At 71.9% G+C, this 16,833-nt stretch carries 13 protein-coding genes and 3 tRNA genes; 8 read left to right on the top strand and 8 right to left on the bottom strand.

What is annotated here, in order from left to right; all coding sequences use genetic code 11:
- Positions 1–130: 130 nt before the first annotated feature.
- The 3 genes from purL to purS are packed head-to-tail and all read right to left on the bottom strand — an operon-like array spanning position 131 to position 3,344.
- Positions 131–2,407, bottom strand: coding sequence for a phosphoribosylformylglycinamidine synthase subunit PurL (gene purL / locus ACIRVH_RS16035; protein WP_403953016.1), 2,277 nt, complete (start codon positions 2,405–2,407; stop codon positions 131–133).
- Positions 2,404–3,084 carry a phosphoribosylformylglycinamidine synthase subunit PurQ gene (purQ, locus tag ACIRVH_RS16030; protein ID WP_403953013.1) on the bottom strand — a complete coding sequence of 227 codons (681 nt, stop codon included), beginning with the start codon at positions 3,082–3,084 and terminating at the stop codon, positions 2,404–2,406. The genes purL and purQ overlap by 4 nt, the downstream gene beginning before the upstream one ends.
- Complete coding sequence (gene purS / locus ACIRVH_RS16025) at positions 3,081–3,344, bottom strand: phosphoribosylformylglycinamidine synthase subunit PurS (protein ID WP_015659417.1); 264 nt, start codon at positions 3,342–3,344, stop codon at positions 3,081–3,083. Before purS ends, purQ begins: the two co-directional genes overlap by 4 nt.
- Before the next feature lie 311 nt (positions 3,345–3,655).
- On the opposite strand from purS, the gene ACIRVH_RS16020 reads away from it, so the two are divergent.
- The 8 genes from ACIRVH_RS16020 to ACIRVH_RS15985 all read left to right on the top strand — a co-directional run bounded on the left by ACIRVH_RS16020 (position 3,656) and on the right by ACIRVH_RS15985 (position 8,175).
- Entirely contained in the window at positions 3,656–3,973 is a 318-nt protein-coding gene (locus tag ACIRVH_RS16020; RefSeq protein WP_403953011.1) for an Lsr2 family protein, read from the top strand.
- A 156-nt stretch (positions 3,974–4,129) separates the two neighbouring features.
- Positions 4,130–4,201: transfer RNA gene (locus ACIRVH_RS16015), tRNA-Gly, on the top strand.
- A gap of 82 nt (positions 4,202–4,283) precedes the next feature.
- Positions 4,284–4,356 (top strand) — tRNA-Gly (locus ACIRVH_RS16010).
- A 126-nt stretch (positions 4,357–4,482) separates the two neighbouring features.
- A complete protein-coding gene (locus ACIRVH_RS16005) occupies positions 4,483–5,430 on the top strand; it encodes an ABC transporter ATP-binding protein (protein WP_403953009.1) in 948 nt (315 codons plus the stop codon).
- On the top strand, positions 5,427–6,206 hold the full coding sequence (locus tag ACIRVH_RS16000; RefSeq protein ID WP_403953007.1) for an ABC transporter permease: 780 nt from the start codon (positions 5,427–5,429) through the stop codon (positions 6,204–6,206). Before ACIRVH_RS16005 ends, ACIRVH_RS16000 begins: the two co-directional genes overlap by 4 nt.
- Positions 6,207–6,220: 14 nt before the next feature.
- A complete protein-coding gene (locus ACIRVH_RS15995) occupies positions 6,221–7,465 on the top strand; it encodes a sensor histidine kinase (RefSeq protein WP_403953006.1) in 1,245 nt (414 codons plus the stop codon).
- Positions 7,462–8,076 carry a response regulator gene (locus ACIRVH_RS15990; protein ID WP_403953004.1) on the top strand — a complete coding sequence of 205 codons (615 nt, stop codon included), beginning with the start codon at positions 7,462–7,464 and terminating at the stop codon, positions 8,074–8,076. Before ACIRVH_RS15995 ends, ACIRVH_RS15990 begins: the two co-directional genes overlap by 4 nt.
- A gap of 23 nt (positions 8,077–8,099) precedes the next feature.
- Positions 8,100–8,175: transfer RNA gene (locus ACIRVH_RS15985), tRNA-Gly, on the top strand.
- 45 nt (positions 8,176–8,220) lie between these two features.
- Here ACIRVH_RS15985 and ACIRVH_RS15980 read toward each other — a convergent pair.
- The 5 genes from ACIRVH_RS15980 to ACIRVH_RS15960 all read right to left on the bottom strand — a co-directional run bounded on the left by ACIRVH_RS15980 (position 8,221) and on the right by ACIRVH_RS15960 (position 16,776).
- The gene (locus ACIRVH_RS15980; RefSeq protein WP_403953002.1) at positions 8,221–9,120 is read right to left on the bottom strand and encodes a phosphoribosylaminoimidazolesuccinocarboxamide synthase; all 900 of its coding nucleotides are present in this window, start codon (positions 9,118–9,120) and stop codon (positions 8,221–8,223) included.
- Between the two features lie 91 nt (positions 9,121–9,211).
- The gene (locus ACIRVH_RS15975) at positions 9,212–10,708 is read right to left on the bottom strand and encodes a N,N-dimethylformamidase beta subunit family domain-containing protein (RefSeq protein ID WP_403953000.1); all 1,497 of its coding nucleotides are present in this window, start codon (positions 10,706–10,708) and stop codon (positions 9,212–9,214) included.
- Between the two features lie 232 nt (positions 10,709–10,940).
- A complete protein-coding gene (locus tag ACIRVH_RS15970; RefSeq protein WP_403952997.1) occupies positions 10,941–12,791 on the bottom strand; it encodes a hypothetical protein in 1,851 nt (616 codons plus the stop codon).
- Between the two features lie 276 nt (positions 12,792–13,067).
- Entirely contained in the window at positions 13,068–14,354 is a 1,287-nt protein-coding gene (purD, locus tag ACIRVH_RS15965) for a phosphoribosylamine--glycine ligase (protein WP_403952995.1), read from the bottom strand.
- A gap of 124 nt (positions 14,355–14,478) precedes the next feature.
- Positions 14,479–16,776 (bottom strand): DNA polymerase III subunit gamma and tau, encoded by a 2,298-nt coding sequence (locus ACIRVH_RS15960; protein ID WP_403952994.1) that lies wholly within the window; start codon positions 16,774–16,776, stop codon positions 14,479–14,481.
- Positions 16,777–16,833: the final 57 nt, after the last annotated feature.

Genomic DNA, 16,833 nt, shown 5'->3' with positions numbered 1-16,833 from the left:
AGCTTCCTGGCTCCCTGCGGCTTCCGGTCTCCTCGGACCTCGAAGTCCATCGCACCCCTTGAACTGGGATGTTGCGACGACCGCTAGAACTCAAGACGGATCCGGGCGGGCCCTCGCGTCGTGCCACCGCCTAGGCGAGCAGCGCCTCGATCGTGCCCTCGTGCGCCTCGCGCAGCTCGGCCAGGGTCAGCGCGAACTCGCCCTGGATCTCGACCACCGCATCCGCGTCGGACGCAGTGCCGTCCACGACACCGATGCGGGCGACCGGGAGACCCCGGGCACCGCACATGTCGTTGAAGCGGACCTCCTCCGAGCGCGGCACCGCGACGATCGCACGCCCGGCCGACTCGGAGAACAGGAAGGTGAAGGCGTCGAGCCCGTCCGGTACGACCAGACGCGCGCCCTTGCCACCGAGCAGCGCCGACTCCACGACCGCCTGGACCAGACCGCCGTCGGACAGGTCGTGCGCGGAGTCGATCATGCCGTCGCGGGAGGCGGAGATCAGGATCTCGGCCAGCAGGCGCTCACGCTCCAGGTCGACCTTCGGAGGCAGTCCGCCGAGGTGGTCGTGGACCACCTGGGACCAGGCCGAGCCGCCGAACTCCTCCCGGGTGTCGCCGAGGAGGTAGATGAGCTGGCCCTCCTCCTGGAAGGCGACCGGCGTGCGGCGGGCGACGTCGTCGATGACGCCCAGCACGGCCACCACCGGGGTCGGGTGGATGGCCGCCTCGCCCGTCTGGTTGTAGAGGGAGACGTTGCCGCCGGTCACCGGGGTGCCCAGCTGCTGGCAGGCGTCGGCGAGACCGCGCACGGCCTCCGCGAACTGCCACATGACCGCCGGGTCCTCGGGCGAGCCGAAGTTCAGGCAGTCCGAGACGGCGAGCGGCTTGGCACCGGTCGTCGCCACGTTCCGGTAGGCCTCCGCCAGCGCCAGCTGGGCACCCGTGTACGGGTCGAGCTTGGCGTAGCGGCCGTTGCCGTCCGTCGCGATGGCGACACCGAGGCCGGTCTCCTCGTCGACGCGGATCATGCCCGAGTCCTCGGGCTGGGCCAGCACCGTGTTGCCCTGCACGAAGTGGTCGTACTGCGAGGTGATCCACTTCTTGGACGCCTGGTTGGGCGAGCCGACCAGCTTCAGGACCTGGTCCTTCAGCTCCTCGGCGGTCTGCGGCCGCGCGAGCTTGTTCGCGTCGTCCGCCTGCAGCTCGTCCTGCCAGGACGGGCGGGCGTACGGGCGCTCGTACACCGGGCCCTCGTGGGCCACGGTCCGCGGGTCGACGTCGACGATCTTGCCGCCGTGCCAGTAGATCTCAAGACGGTCGCCGTCGGTCACCTCACCGATGACGGTGGCGATGACGTCCCACTTGGCGCAGATCTCCAGGAAGCGGTCGACCTTCTCCGGCTCGACCACCGCGCACATGCGCTCCTGCGACTCGCTCATGAGGATCTCCTCGGGCGAGAGAGTCGAGTCACGCAGCGGTACGTCGTCCAGGGTCACGCGCATGCCGCCGGAGCCGTTGGAGGCCAGCTCGGAGGTGGCGCAGGACAGGCCCGCCGCACCGAGGTCCTGGATGCCGACGACCAGCTTCTCCCGGAAGGCCTCCAGGGTGCACTCGATGAGGAGCTTCTCCTGGAAGGGGTCACCGACCTGGACCGCCGGGCGCTTCGAGGGCTTGGCGTCGTCGAAGGTCTCGGAGGCCAGGATCGAGGCGCCGCCGATGCCGTCGCCGCCGGTCCGGGCCCCGTACAGGATGACCTTGTTGCCCTCGCCGGAAGCCTTGGCGAGGTGGATGTCCTCGTGCCGCATCACACCGATGGCACCGGCGTTGACCAGCGGGTTGCCCTGGTAGCAGGCGTCGAAGACGACCTCGCCGCCGATGTTGGGCAGGCCCAGGCAGTTGCCGTAGCCGCCGATGCCGGCGACGACGCCCGGCAGGACACGCTTGGTGTCGGGGTGGTCGGCCGCGCCGAAGCGCAGCGGGTCGACCACGGCCACCGGCCGCGCGCCCATCGCGATGATGTCGCGCACGATGCCACCGACACCCGTGGCCGCGCCCTGGTAGGGCTCGACGTAGGACGGGTGGTTGTGCGACTCGACCTTGAAGGTGACCGCGTAGCCCTGGCCGACGTCCACCACACCGGCGTTCTCGCCGATGCCGACGAGCAGCGCGTCCGACTGGGGCGCCTTCTCGCCGAACTGGCGCAGGTGGACCTTGGAGGACTTGTACGAGCAGTGCTCGGACCACATGACCGAGTACATGGCGAGCTCGGCACCGGTGGGCCGGCGGCCGAGGATCTCCACGACCCGCTCGTACTCGTCCTTCTTCAGGCCGAGTTCGGCCCAGGGCAGCTCGACGTCGGGGGTCGCGGCCGCGTGCTCGACCGTGTCCAGAGGCGTCCGGCTCATGCGTTGACCAGCTTCTTGAGGATCGAGGTGAAGAACGGGAGGCCGTCGGTACGGCCCGTACCGATCAGCGGCTCGACGGCGTGCTCGGGGTGCGGCATGAGGCCGACGACATTCCCGGCCTCGTTGGTGATGCCGGCGATGTCCCGCAGCGAGCCGTTCGGGTTGAAGTCGAGGTACCGGAAGACGACCCGGCCCTCCGCCTCCAGCTTGTCGAGCGTGTACTCGTCGGCGACGTACCGGCCGTCCATGTTCTTCAGCGGGATGTGGATCTCCTGGCCCTCGCGGTAGTCGCCGGTCCAGGCCGTCCCCGCGTTCTCCACCCGCAGCTTCTGGTCGCGGCAGATGAAGTGGAGGTGGTTGTTGCCGAGCATCGCGCCCGGAAGAAGGTGGGCCTCCGTGAGGACCTGGAAGCCGTTGCAGATGCCGAGGACCGGAAGTCCGGCCTTCGCCTGCTCGATGACGGACTCCATCACCGGCGAGAACCGGGAGATGGCACCGGCCCGCAGATAGTCGCCGTAGGAGAAACCGCCGGGCAGCACCACGGCGTCGACCTGCTTGAGGTCCTTGTCCTTGTGCCAGAGAGCAACCGGTTCGGCGCCCGCGAGGCGGATCGCGCGCTGGGTGTCCCGGTCGTCGAGACTCCCCGGGAAAGTGACGACGCCAATACGAGCGGTCACTTCGCTGCCTCCGCGACTTCCTCCACCTTGACGGTGAAGTCCTCGATCACGGTGTTGGCGAGGAAGGATTCCGCAAGATCGTGGATGCGGGCGAGCGCGGCTTCGTCAACCGGCCCGTCAACTTCCAGTTCGAAACGCTTTCCCTGACGTACGTCCGAGATCCCCTCGAAACCCAGGCGCGGCAGCGCACGCTGGACCGCCTGGCCCTGGGGGTCGAGGATCTCCGGCTTGAGCATGACGTCGACTACGACGCGTGCCACTGGCACTCCCGGTGTGTGGTGCTGAGCAGGTTCCTTCAGACTACCCGCACAAAATTTCTACGCGAGTAGAGTTGTAGGAAACTACGTGAGGCGCATCACGATCGGGTGACAGGCAGGCACCCTCACGAAAAGTTCTGGGAAAGTTCCACGGGTCCGCCCACGACGCCTATTGCACTGGGACACGCTGACGGATTTAGTCGGGCTTCACTTTGCATTGCCGGGCACTGTACAAATGAATTGGCAATAGCCGATACTCGGCACGTCATCGCCGATGAGCTGTATCGACGTGCCGCACGAAGGGACCGATATTCGTGGCGCAAAAGGTCGTGGTCACTCTCTTTGACGACATCGACGGCTCGGAAGCGGCGGAAACGATCGCCTTCGGACTCGACGGCAAGTCGTACGAGATCGACCTGAACGAAGCCAACGCCAAGAAACTGCGCAAGGCGCTCGCGCCCTACGTGGACGCCGGCCGCAAGCGCTCGCGCTCCGGCAAGGCGTACAAGCAGACGGAGGTCGCTCCCGACCCGGCGGCCGTCCGGGCCTGGGCCCAGGCGAACAAGATGGACGTGCCGGCGCGCGGACGCATCCCGAAGAAGGTCTACGAGGCGTTCAGCGCCGCGCAGTGAAGCCCGCGAAGGGGCGGTCCTCAGGGTTCGTCAGCGGACCCTGAGGACCGTGCACTTGGCCACGCCGGGAACCGACTTGCGCTACCCCCCTGCTGATCAGCTAATGTCTGGGACACGCCGAGGGGCGAGGCCGAAAGGCCGGATCCCACGGACCGTGCGGGTGTAGTTCAGTAGTAGAACATCCCCCTTCCAGGGGGAAGGCGCAGTGTGCGATTCCTGTCACCCGCTCTGGCACCGGTCGTCACGACCACTCCTGTGGATCAGGTAGGCTGGTGCTCGCACCGATCGGTGGGAGCCGGTCGGGAGCAGTGCGGACGTAGCTCAGTTGGTAGAGCGCAACCTTGCCAAGGTTGAGGTCGCGAGTTCGAGCCTCGTCGTCCGCTCGGGAATGAGACCCCGGTCCAATGGACCGGGGTCTTTTCGTGTGTCTTGCACCGTCTGACATTTGTCATGCCGGGTGATGACACCGCGCACTGCTCTTCCGGCCCGCGCGCCGGGACGCTGAAGGCATGAACACCAACGAACACGAGCACGTGATCGAGGTCACCGGCCTCAGGCGTGTCTACGGGGGCGGGTTCGAGGCCGTACGCGGAATCACCTTCTCCGTGACACGCGGGGAGATCTTCGCCCTGCTGGGCACCAACGGCGCGGGCAAGACGTCCACGGTCGAACTTCTGGAGGGCCTCGCGGCACCGGCCGGGGGCCAGGTCCGCGTCCTCGGCCACGACCCCTACCGCGAGCGGGCCACCGTACGCCCCCGGACCGGGGTGATGCTCCAGGAGGGCGGCTTCCCCTCCGACCTGACGATCGCCGAGACCGCCCGGATGTGGGCGGGCTGCACCAGCGGCGCCCGAACGAGCCATAAGGCGGCGGAGGTGCTGGAGCTGGTCGGGCTGGCCCGGAAGGCCGACGTACGGGTCAAGCAGCTGTCCGGTGGCGAGCGGCGGCGCCTGGACCTGGCGCTCGCCCTGCTCGGCGACCCCGAAGTGCTGTTCCTGGACGAGCCGACGACCGGGCTCGACGCCGAAGGCCGCCGGGACACCTGGGAGTTGGTGCGCGGCCTGCGGGCGGCGGGCACGACGGTGCTGCTCACCACGCACTACCTGGAGGAGGCGGAAGGCCTCGCCGACCGGCTCGCCATCCTGCACGAGGGGTGCATCGCCGCCTCCGGAACCCCGGCCGAGGTCACCGCGGGCCGGCCCTCCCGGATGTCCTTCGAGCTGCCCGACGGCTACTTCCTCGGCGATCTGCCGCCCCTCGCCGACCTCGGCGTCTGCGGGCACGAGAGCGACGGCCGCCTGGTACGGCTGCGCACCCGGGAGCTGCAGCGGACCGCCGCCGGGGTGCTGGCCTGGGCCGAGCGGACCGGCGTCGAGCTGCGCCGGCTCGATGTGCGCTCGGCCTCGCTGGAGGAGGCCTTCCTCGGGATCGCGCGGGAGCAGGAGGTCATGGCATGAGCACTCTCGCCTGGGCACCGACGGGCCGACGGCTGCGCGCACTGGCCCGCGCCGAACTCGCCCTCCTCGGCCGCAACCGCAGCGTCGTCCTCACCGCGCTCGTCATGCCGCTCGCCCTGCCGTTCAGCGTGCGGCCGGCCCTCGACCAGATAGACCTGAAGAAGGAAGGGCTCTCCGCCGGCGCGGTGATGATGACGGCCGCCATCGGCTTCTCCTTCCTCTTCGCCGTCTACACCTCCCTGGTCAACGCCTACGTCGCCCGGCGCGAGGAACTCGTCCTCAAACGGCTGCGCACGGGCGAACTCTCCGACGCCGAGATCCTCACCGGCACGGCCCTGCCGGCCGTCGGCCTCGGCCTCGCCCAGGCCCTGCTCCTGTGCGCGGGCTGCGCGGTACTGCTGCACACCGGGGCGCCCAAGGCGCCGTACCTGACCCTGCTGGGGCTGGTGGCGGGGCTCGTGCTGAGCGCCGCGCTGGCCGCGCTCACCGCGTCCTTCACCCGAAGCGTGGAGAGCGGTCAGATCACCGCGCTGCCGCTGGTGTTCTTCTCGATGATCGGCTCCGGCATCGCGATCCCGACCGAGGTCCTGCCCGACCGGCTCGCCTCCGTCTGCGAACTCCTTCCGCTGTCCCCCGCGATCCGGCTGGTACGCGCGGGCTGGACCGGCCAGTTGAGCACGTACGAGGTGCTGGGCGCCGTGGCGACCGCCCTGGCCTGGACCGTCGTGGCGGTGTTTGCTGTACGGCGGTGGTTCCGGTGGGAGCCGCGGCGCTGAGCACGGGGGCACACATGGTGGGGCGGATACAGCGGTGGCACCAGCGGCACTGGGGGGAGCGCAGCAAGGCCGAGCGGGTCGAGCTGTTCAGCGTCCTCACCTGGTGCTGCACGGTCTGGTTCGTCATGTTCTGCTGGCTGCTGCTGCCGCTGGTCGGCAGCGGTCTCGCCCACCGGCCCGTGGCGGTCGTCCTCGGCGCCCTGGTCGCCCTCTCGGGGATCCTGCAGTGCGCCTTCTCGAACAAGCTGACCAGGACCGCGCTCGACCACTACCTCGGGCGCGCCGAGCTGCCGGCCGGCACGTATCGCACCCCGGCCGTCCTGCTGGGGCTGGCCCTGGCGCTGCTCGTGGCGCTCGCCGGGCTGGACGCGGCCACCCCGATGGCGGTCCGGTTCTCGATCGGCGGCCTGCTGCTGCCGTTCGCGCTGCTCTACGGGCTCACGGTCCCGGTCGGGGTGTTCCTGCGCCGGTCGGCGGTGTTGACGGTCCTGCTCACGGCTGTCGTCTGGCTCGCCGATCACGACGGCGTGGGCTTGGTGGCGACCGCCGCGATGACCGTCAGCCAGGTGGTCTTCGCGCTGCTCGCGGGCCGCTGCGGCGCTTGGACCCTCGCCGTGCTGTGGGAGGCGGAGCGCGGCCGCGAGATCGAGGCCCGGCTCGCCGTCGCCGAGGAGCGGCTGCGGTTCGGCCGCGATCTGCACGACGTGCTGGGGCGGAACCTCTCCGTCATCTCCCTGAAGAGCGAGCTGGCCGTGCAACTCGCCCGGCGCGGGCGGCCGGAGGCCGTGGAGCAGATGATCGAGGTGCAGCGCATCGCCCAGGAGTCGCAGCGGGAGGTGCGGGACGTCGTACGCGGCTACCGGGAAGCCGATCTCCTGGTCGAACTCGCGGGTGCACAAGGCGTGTTGACGGCCGCCGGGATCGTCTGCGAGGTCCGCGCCGAGGCCGACGGACTGGACCCCGAGGTGCAGTCCGCGCTCGGCTGGGTGGTGCGCGAGGCAGCCACCAACGTGCTGCGGCACGGGGACGCGGGGCGGTGTGCGCTGAGGCTGCGGGTGCGGGAGGGGCGTGTGGTGCTGACGGTGGAGAACGACGGGGCGGCGGACCCAACTGACAGCGGCGGCTCGGGACTCGCCGGGCTGCGGGAACGGCTGGCCGCCGTGGACGGGACGCTGGAGGCCGGGCTCGTCGGCAAGGGCCGGTTCCGGCTGGTGGCCGAGGTGCCGGTGAAACAGGAAGTGAGCGGAGTCACCTCATGAGCAGCCCGGTACGGCTGTTGCTCGCCGACGACGAGCATCTGATCCGGGGCGCGCTGGCCGCCCTGCTCTCCCTGGAGGACGACCTGATCGTCGTCGCGGAGGCGGCGAGCGGGCCGGAGGCGCTGGCGATGGCGCGGGCGCACGAACCCGACGTGGCCGTGCTCGATCTTCAGATGCCGGGCGCCGACGGTGTGAGGGTCGCCACATCTCTGCGCGCCGAACTGCCCGGCTGCCAGGTGCTGATCGTCACCGGTCACGGTCGGCCCGGGCATCTGAAGCGGGCGCTCGCGGCCGGTGTGCGGGGGTTCGTCCCGAAGACGGTCAGCGCCCAGCGGCTCGCCGAGATCATCCGGACCGTGCACGCGGGAAACCGTTACGTCGACCCCGAGTTGGCCGCCGACGCGATCTCCGCCGGGGACTCCCCGCTGACCGCGCGGGAGGCCGAGGTGCTGGAGCTGGCGGCCGACGGCGCGCCGGTCACCGAGATCGCCGCGCGGGCCGCGCTGTCGCCGGGAACCGTGCGGAACTACCTCTCCTCGGCCGTCACGAAGCTCGGTGCGGAGAACCGTCATGCGGCAGTGCGTCTCGCCCGCGACCGAGGTTGGGTATAGTTGGCCTCGCGCCACGGCGCAATGCGGACGTAGCTCAGTTGGTAGAGCGCAACCTTGCCAAGGTTGAGGTCGCGAGTTCGAGCCTCGTCGTCCGCTCCATAGCAAAGGCCCCCGGTTCTCACCGGGGGCCTTTCGCGTCAGGCCCTACGCCCAGCTCATACCCGTCAGGCGCTCGTACGCCTCCACGTACTTCGCCCGGGTCGCGTCCACGACATGCTGCGGCAGCGGCGGCGGGGGCTGCTCGCTCCTGCGGTCCCAGCCGGACTCGGCCGAGGTCAGCCAGTCACGGACGAACTGCTTGTCGTACGACGGCTGCGCGCGGCCCGGCTGCCACTGGTCGGCCGGCCAGAAACGGGACGAGTCCGGGGTGAGCACCTCGTCGGCGAGGACGAGCGTGTCGCCCTCGAAGCCGAACTCGAACTTGGTGTCCGCCAGGATGATCCCCCGGTCGCGGGCGATGTCCCGGGCGCGGGAGTACACGGCGAGGGTGGCCTGGCGCAGCTGGGCCGCGGTCTCGGCGCCGACCTGGCGGGCGACCTCCTCGTAGGAGACGTTCTCGTCGTGCTCGCCGACCTCGGCCTTGGTGGCCGGCGTGAAGATCGGGCCGGGCAGTTCCGAGCCGTCGACCAGGCCTTCGGGGAGGGCGAGGCCGCAGACGGTCCGGGACTCGTCGTACTCGACCAGGCCCGAGCCGGTGAGGTAGCCGCGGGCCACGCACTCCACCGGGACCATCTTCAGGGACTTGCAGACCAGCGTGCGGCCCGCCCAGTCGGCGGGGGCGCCCTCGGGGAGCTCGGTGCTCAGCACGTGGTTGGGGGCCAGGTCGCGCAGCTGGTCGAACCACCACAGGGAGAGCTGGGTGAGGACGCGGCCCTTGTCGGGGATCTCCGTGGGCAGCACCCAGTCGTACGCGGACATACGGTCGCTGGCGACCATCACGAGGTCGCCCGCCTCGTTCTGGTACAGCTCGCGCACCTTTCCGGTGTGCAGGTGCACCAGGCCCGGAACCTGGATCGGCTCGGGCTTTTCTACGAATCCGGACACGGTTCCTCCCCGTGGTTCTGTCCAAGTGCCTCGATTCTCCCTTATGAGGGTGATCGGTTTCGGCCAGGGGGGCGGTGGGGGTCCGCCGGGGTCAGTCCCGTTTGCAGATGCGGTCCAGCAGGTTCGCCGTGGCCCGCTGGATGCGGGGGTCCACATGGCCCGGCCGGTCCAAGGACGGGGACCAGGCGAAGGTGCCGGCGGCGAAGACCCAGGCGCCGGAGGGAGCGCGGTAGAGGGAGGTCTCCTGATGGCGCAGGACGCCGTCGTTGTCGGTGTACGGGGAGTGCGCGAGCAGGATGCGCTCCTCGTGCTCGGGCAGCGGGGTGCGCGGAAAGTAGCGGTCGGCCTCCCCGGCGACCAGGCCCTCGATCTCGTCGCCCTCGTGCGCGCCGGTCGCCTCCCACAGCCAGTGGCCCGCGTTGCGGACGATCAGCGGGTACGGCTCGGGAACCCGGCCCGCGTACTGGATGCCGACCAGCTGCTGCTCGGGCCGGTCGATCTCGCGCCACAGCACCGGCTTTCCGGGGCCCTTGCGCTTGCGGCAGGTCAGCAGCCGGTCGGGGACGCCGGACGGGGAGGGGCCCAACTCCACCTGCCAGTACATGGTGTTGGCGGAGAGGAAGACCAGTGAGGTGCCGCGGTCGCGGGCGCCCTCGACGGCGCGGCGCATCGGCACCGACCAGTACTCGTCGTGGCCGGGAAAGACCAGGCCCCGGTACCGGCTGGGGTCGACGCGGCCGGCGTGCAGGTCGCGGGCGTCGGCGTAGGCGAGGTCGTAGCCGTAGCGCTCGGCCCAGCGGATGAAGTCGTAGGCGTGGCCGACGTGCAGGGGCAGGCCCGCGCCCGCGTACGGGCGGTCGAAGGAGACCGTGGTGGCCGCGTCCGCCTCGCCGAGCAGACGGCCCTTCTCGTCCCAGGCGTGGTAGAGGCTGGCACCGGTGTGGCCGTCCTCCGGGTAGAGGTTGTACGCCTGCCACGTGATGTCCGGCAGCAGCAGGAGCAGGTCGGCGGGGTGGTCGTCGCGGACCGTGAACGGCACGTGGGAGCGGTAGCCGTCGGCGGTGGTCAGGACGGCCACATAGGCGCCGATGCTCCAGTGGGAGGGCACCTGGAGGCGCCAGGACAGCCACCAGTGGTGGCAGGAGACCGTGCGGTCGGCGGCCAGTGGTGCGGGCTGGACGATGCCGGAGAGCCGGGGGCTCGTGGTGATCTTGGCGGCGCCGTCGCCGCCGTAGTGGCCGATGCGGTAGATGTCCACGCTGAACTGCTGGGGCGGGTCGACCGTGATGTGGAAGTCGATCGCACCACCGGGCGTGACCGCGCCGGTGGAGGTGAAGCCCTTGATCTGCCGGTGCACGTCGTCGGCCGAGCGGGGGCCGGAGCCGGCCGTGCGCGGCGCGGGGACGCGCGGCCGCTCCCCGGCCGGCTGCTGCGGGCTCGGGTCGACGTACCAGGGCACGACGTGTCCCGTGTCGTCGAAGTAGGTCTCACTGCCGCGCAGCCAGGGGACCGGGCCCTGGCCGAAGGGGTCCGTGACAGCGTGCGCGAGTGCTCCGGACTCCCAGCGGCGGATGTGGTCCGAGGCCATGGTCGCTCCCCTCCCTCATGCCCCCGTGTCGCTCTGACGGTGGTGCGGTGTGGTGCTCGGTCCTGCTGTCGTATGTCGCATGCGCTTGCCATGTGCGAGGTCGGTCCCCAGCACATCACATAACGCATGGGTCTGGTCACTATTCGTTGCGAATTGACCTGAAGTGGAAGGCGCTTCTCCGTTACAACGCCCAGGCCGCCGGGTAGACGACGGCATTCGGATCTGGCCGGATTCAGACGAGCCGCACCGGCTTCTCCGGGCGTATCCCGGACGCGGCCAGCCAGTCGCGCAGCGGGCCCGGGTCTCCCTCCTCGATCAGGCTGAGCACCTTGGGCGCGAGGTCACCGGCCCGCTCACCGCCCAGCAGCAGGGACGGGCCGTCGAGCCAGTCGAGACCGGGGACCGCCCCGGCCGTGTCGACGGCGGCGCAGCACACCATCGCCGTGACGTGATCGGCGAGCAGGTCACGGGCGGTACGCGGGGGCTGCAACGGGAACAGGGGGAGCGCGTCGTCGTCCCACAGGGCGCTGTCGGGGCCCTGGCCGGCGGCGGTCGCGCCTCTCGGCACGGCGGCCTCCTCGCGGGCCAGCGCGGCGGTCAGGACTGCGGCCAGGGCGGCGCTGCGTTCCGTGCCGGGGTCGGCGTCGTCGGGCGGGTCCGCCTCGTCCTCGCTCTCGGCGGGCATCTGCTTCCCGCTCGCGCCACCCGTGCAGCCTTCGTCGTCGGGTGCGGCCGGCCCCTGCGGGGGGTGCTCGCCGTCGGCGGCCCGCGGGGTGTCGTGGGTGCCCGGCTCGGTCAGGTGGTCCAGGACTCGGGCCAGGGTGGGGCCGGCGGGCTCGGGGGCCGCGGGGTCGGCGGTGGGGCGGACGCCCAGGGAGTCCAGGACGCGGTGCAGGCGGGCAGCGTCGGCGCGCCAGGTGCGGTCGACGACCTCCTCCGGGTACGCCTGCCAGTCCACCGGGGCCCAGTCCGGGCCGCACTCGGCCGGGCCACCGTGGAAGAGACGGGCGGCCAGCAGGGAGGCGGCCTCGTCCACCGCGCCCGGCTCCTCCAGGAGATCGCAGGCGGGACGCTCGCCGAGACGGGAGGCGAAGCCCTCGGCCAGCCGGTCGCGCCGGGACAGTTCGGTGAGCGCGGCCACGACGCCCGCGTCCAGCCGGGCGGGCCAGCGGCCCATGCGCCAGGCGGGCAGCGCCACCCGGGTCAGCAGCCGGTCCCAGCCCGCGTAGGCGAGACCGACCTGTTCCTGGGCGACGATCCGCAGTCCGTAGTCCACGGCCTGCGCGCGCTCGGCCGCCGCCGCCGCGACCCCGCGCTCCATCAGGGCCGCGTGCTCGCGGCAGCCGCGCAGCAGCAGCCGGGCGACCCAGCCGACGGCCGCGCACACGGCCCGGGTGAGCGGGCAGCGGCCGGGCGTCGAGGCCACGCCGACCGCCGCGTCCAGACCGCGCACGAAGCGGCGGGCGGCGGCTATGTCCGGGTGCGCGGAGGGACCCGTACCGGCGACGACCGGGGCGAGGACGGCGCGCAGCTCGCCGACGCGCATCCACCACAGGAACGGGGAGCCGATGACGAGGACCGGGGCGGTGACGGCTCGGCGGTGGGCGCCGAAACCGGATCCCTGGCCGGGGCCCGCCAGCTCGTCGTGCGCCGGTCGCGGCGGCGGGCCGTGGGCCGGGTGGGTGCGGTCCTCCAGCCAGCTGTCGCAGTCCGGGGTGAGCGCTATGGCCGAGGGCGCGGGGACTTCGAGCCGGTCGGCGAGGTCGCGCACCAGCCGGTACAGGTCCGGGGCGGAGTCCTCCGGAATCGGGACCGTGGGAGTCACCGCGGGGCGGGCACGGGCCACGACCAGGGCGATACCGGCGGCGGCCAGCAGCACGACCACGGCCAGCACGCCCACGACCCAGCGGGCGGCGGACCAGACCGGGCCGACGAAATGGCCGGTGGAACCGCCGGTCAGCAGGATCACCTCGGCGGCCGCCGGCAGCACGGCCACGGCCAGTGCCCGGCCACGGATGCGCAGCACGGCGAGGGCCCGCGAGCGCGCGGCCTGCGCACCCACCTCCACACCGATTCCGGTCACGAGCGGACCTCACCCCCTCCCTGCGGATCCGACGCTGTCCTGGCGTTGCTCACTCCCCCACTGTGGCACCCGCCACCGACATCGCAATGCCGGTGGGCCAAGTGCCGGAACGCTTGCGCCGCACCCTAGTTGGGGCCTCGGCCCCCGTCAGCCGGATGGGCGATTGCTCACTCGATGGAATGGCTTTGGTCAGAGGTGGATGACAGACAGCAAAGATCAGGCCCCGGATTTTCGTCCGGGGCCTGAGTGGGTACGGGATGCGTCTGACCGGCGGCTTTACGCCTCCGCCGACTCCCCGGCGGGCTCGGCTTCCTTTGCGCCCGCAGCCTTCGCCGCGATGTCCGTGCGGTGCTGCGAACCGTCCAGGCGGACGCGGGCCACCGCCCGGTAGGCCCGCTCGCGGGCCTCGGCGAGGTCCTCGCCGGTCGCCGTGACGGACAGCACCCGGCCGCCCGCGCTGACGATCGCGTCACCGTCCCGCTTCGTCCCGGCGTGCAGGACGTAGGCGTGCGGGGCGTCCTCGGCGGCCACCTCGTCCAGGCCGGTGATCGGGTCGCCGGTGCGCGGGGTGCCGGGGTAGTTGTGCGAGGCGATGACCACCGTGACGGCCGCGTCCTCGTTCCAGCGCAGGGGCTCCAGGTCGTCGAGGGTGCCGTTCGCGGCGGCCAGCAGGACACCGGCCAGCGGGGTCTTGAGGCGGGCCAGCACGACCTGGGTCTCGGGGTCGCCGAAGCGGGCGTTGAACTCGATGACCCGGACGCCGCGCGAGGTGATCGCGAGCCCGGCGTAGAGCAGACCCGAGAAGGGCGTGCCACGGCGGCGCAGTTCGTCCACCGTCGGCTGCAGCACCGTCTCCAGCACCTCTTCGACCAGCTTCGGGTCCGCCCACGGCAGCGGCGAGTACGCGCCCATGCCACCGGTGTTCGGGCCCTCGTCGCCGTCCAGGGCGCGCTTGAAGTCCTGCGCGGGCTGGAGCGGCACGACGGTACGGCCGTCGGTGATGGCGAACAGGGACACCTCGGGCCCGTCGAGGAAGTCCTCGATGACGACGCGCTCGCACCCGGCGGCGTGGGCCTTGGCGGCCTCGAGGTCGTCCGTGACGACGACACCCTTGCCGGCGGCCAGCCCGTCGTCCTTGACGACGTAGGGGGCACCGAACGCGTCGAGGGCCTCGGCGACCTCCTCCGCCGTGGTGCAGACGTACGACCGGGCCGTGGGCACCCCGGCCTCCGCCATCACGTCCTTGGCGAAGGCCTTGGACCCCTCGAGCTGCGCGGCCTCCCCGGAGGGGCCGAACACCGGGATGCCCGCCTCGCGCACGGCGTCGGCGACACCGGCGACCAGCGGGGCCTCCGGGCCGACGACGACGAGGTCGGCTTCGAGCCGCCCGGCCAGCGCGGCCACGGCCTTGCCGTCGAGCGCGTCGACCTGGTGCAGCTCGGCGACCTCGGCGATGCCGGCGTTGCCGGGAGCGCAGTGGAGCGCGGTGACGTCGGGGTCGAGGGACAGGGAGCGGCACAGGGCGTGTTCGCGGGCGCCGGTACCGATGACGAGGACCTTCACGGGGGTCAGCCTAATGGCAAGGTTGCCGAAGGTCGGGGGGCGGGGATCCTGTGCGTTCCTACGAACGGGGTGGTGAGGGCGTGGGCCTCTGTCTGGAGGCTGTCACCCCCGGACCCTCATGCACCTACTCGTTCGAGAACTCCTCCACCACCGTCGCCCCCAGCTCCCGCACGATCAGTTCGTGGCCGGACATGGCCGACTCGTTGAGGTCGGGGTCGTCGTCCTCGGGGATGTCGTCCTCGGGAGCGACGGGGGGCGGCTCGGGGGCCGGGGCGGGCTGCCGGGCAGCGGGTGCCTGGTACTGCGGCTGCGCCGAGCCGGGTCCCTGGGGTGCGGCGGGCGCGGGGGCCGCCGGCTGGGGTGCCGCGGGGCGCGTTGCGGCGGGGGCGCCGTAGCCACCACCGGCGGGCGCGCCGCCGTAGCCGCCGCCACCGCCGAAGCCCGGCGAGCCGCCGGACGGCGGGGGCGCCGAGCCGCCCGAGGGGTCGACGACCGCCTCGATCTTCCACTGCACGTTGAACTGCTCGGCCAGCGCCTGCCGCAGCACGTCCTCGCTGCCGCTGCTCGCGAAGTTGTCGCGGGCGCCGGCGTTGACGAAGCCGAGCTGGAGGGTGGTGCCGTCGAAGCCGACCACCTGGGCGTTCTGGCTGAGCAGGATCCAGGTGAAGCGGCGGCGGTTCTTGACGGCCTCCAGGATGTTCGGCCAGAGCATGCGGGGGTCGAGGCCTCCGGTGGGGGCGACCGACGGAGCCGCAGCCGGAGGTGCCGCCGGGGCAGCGGGTGCCTGGTACTGGGGCGGGGCCGGCGCGGGGCTCTGCGGGGCGCCGCCCGCGGGAGCGGCCGTGGGCCAGCCGCCGGGGCGTCGGCCGCTGCCGGCCTGGGCGGCGGTGGGCCAGGCACCGGGCGCGGGAGCGGCGGGAGGAGCCGGGGCCGCCGTCGGGGCAGGGGTGGCCGGGGCAGGGGCAGGCGGTGTCGGGGCAGGGGCGGCCGGGGCAACGGCCGCCGGAGCGGGCGCCTGGGGTGCCGGGGGTTCCGGAGTCGGTGCCTGGGCAGGCGCAGGGGCCGTGGGCGCCCCTGCAGCCGGGCCCCCGGAGTCACCCGGGCCGACTGGTCCACCCTGCGCACCCGAGGCCCGTACGGCCGCACGAGCGGCGGCGGGCCCGCCGCCGGGCGGCACCGGCGCACCGCCCTGGGCCATGCCCGCGTGGGCCTCGGGCCCGGGGACGTACCCCATGGCGGGTGCGGCGCCCGCGCCCACGAAGTTGACGCCGCGCTCGAGTCGGTCGAGGCGGGCCATCACGGACCGCTCGTCCCCATAGGCGGCGGGGAGCAGGACGCGGGCGCAGATGAGTTCGAGCTGGAGGCGGGGCGAGGTGGCGCCGCGCATCTCGGTGAGGCCCCCGTTGACGAGGTCCGCGGCGCGGCTCAGCTCGGCGGCGCCGAAGGTGCCGGCCTGGGCCTGCATGCGCTCCAGGACGTCGGCCGGGGCGTCGATGAGCCCCTTCTCCACCGCGTCCGGCACGGCGGCGAGGATCACCAGGTCCCGCAGCCGCTCCAGCAGGTCGGCGACGAAACGACGGGGGTCGTTGCCGCCCTCGATGATCCGGTCCACGACCTCGAAGGCGGCGGCGCCGTCACCGGTGGCGAAGGCCTCGACGACGGAGTCGAGGAGCGAGCCGTCGGTGTAGCCGAGGAGGGAGGTGGCCATGGCATAGGTCACACCCTCTTCCCGCGCACCGGCGAGGAGCTGGTCCATGACGGACATGGAGTCACGCACGGAGCCGGCGCCGGCCCGCACGACGAGCGGCAGCACCCCCTCCTCGACGGGGATGTTCTCCCGCCGGCACACCTCGGCGAGGTACTCCCGCAGCGTCCCCGGGGGCACGAGCCGGAACGGGTAGTGATGCGTACGCGACCGGATCGTCCCGATGACCTTCTCGGGCTCGGTGGTGGCGAAGATGAACTTGAGGTGCTCCGGCGGCTCCTCGACGACCTTCAGCAGCGCGTTGAAGCCGGCCGACGTGACCATGTGGGCCTCGTCGATGATGTAGATCTTGTACCGGCTGGAGGCGGGCCCGAAGAAGGCCTTCTCGCGCAGCTCACGGGCGTCGTCCACACCTCCGTGCGACGCTGCGTCGATCTCGATGACGTCGATGGACCCGGGCCCGTTCCTCGCCAGGTCGCGGCACGACTGGCACTCCCCGCACGGGGTGGGCGTGGGACCTTGCTCACAGTTCAGGCAGCGCGCCAGGATCCGCGCGCTGGTCGTCTTGCCACAGCCACGCGGTCCGCTGAACAGGTACGCGTGATTGACCCGGTTGTTCCGCAGCGCCTGCTGCAGCGGGTCGGTGACATGCTCCTGCCCGATGACCTCGGCAAAGGTCTCCGGGCGATAGCGGCGGTACAGCGCGAGAGACGACACGCATACGAGGTTATAGGCGCCCACTGACAACCCACCCCGCCGAAGGCTCTTGCCCGG

Origin of the sequence: Streptomyces sp. NPDC101165, from assembly GCF_044768135.1 — a bacterium.
Classification (GTDB): Bacteria; Actinomycetota; Actinomycetes; order Streptomycetales; family Streptomycetaceae; genus Streptomyces.
The sequence above is the reverse complement of the archived record's forward strand: the minus strand, read 5'-3'. Positions and strand labels throughout refer to the sequence as shown.

What these genes read in the sequence shown, in the direction of transcription:
- purL (WP_403953016.1), bottom strand. Translation starts at nt 2,407, where the DNA reads ATGAGCCGGACGCCTCTGGACACGGTCGAGCACGCGGCCGCGACCCCC.
- ACIRVH_RS16005 (WP_403953009.1), top strand. Translation starts at nt 4,483, where the DNA reads ATGAACACCAACGAACACGAGCACGTGATCGAGGTCACCGGCCTCAGG.
- ACIRVH_RS16000 (WP_403953007.1), top strand. Translation starts at nt 5,427, where the DNA reads ATGAGCACTCTCGCCTGGGCACCGACGGGCCGACGGCTGCGCGCACTG.
- ACIRVH_RS15995 (WP_403953006.1), top strand. Translation starts at nt 6,221, where the DNA reads ATGGTGGGGCGGATACAGCGGTGGCACCAGCGGCACTGGGGGGAGCGC.
- ACIRVH_RS15990 (WP_403953004.1), top strand. Translation starts at nt 7,462, where the DNA reads ATGAGCAGCCCGGTACGGCTGTTGCTCGCCGACGACGAGCATCTGATC.
- ACIRVH_RS15975 (WP_403953000.1), bottom strand. Translation starts at nt 10,708, where the DNA reads ATGGCCTCGGACCACATCCGCCGCTGGGAGTCCGGAGCACTCGCGCAC.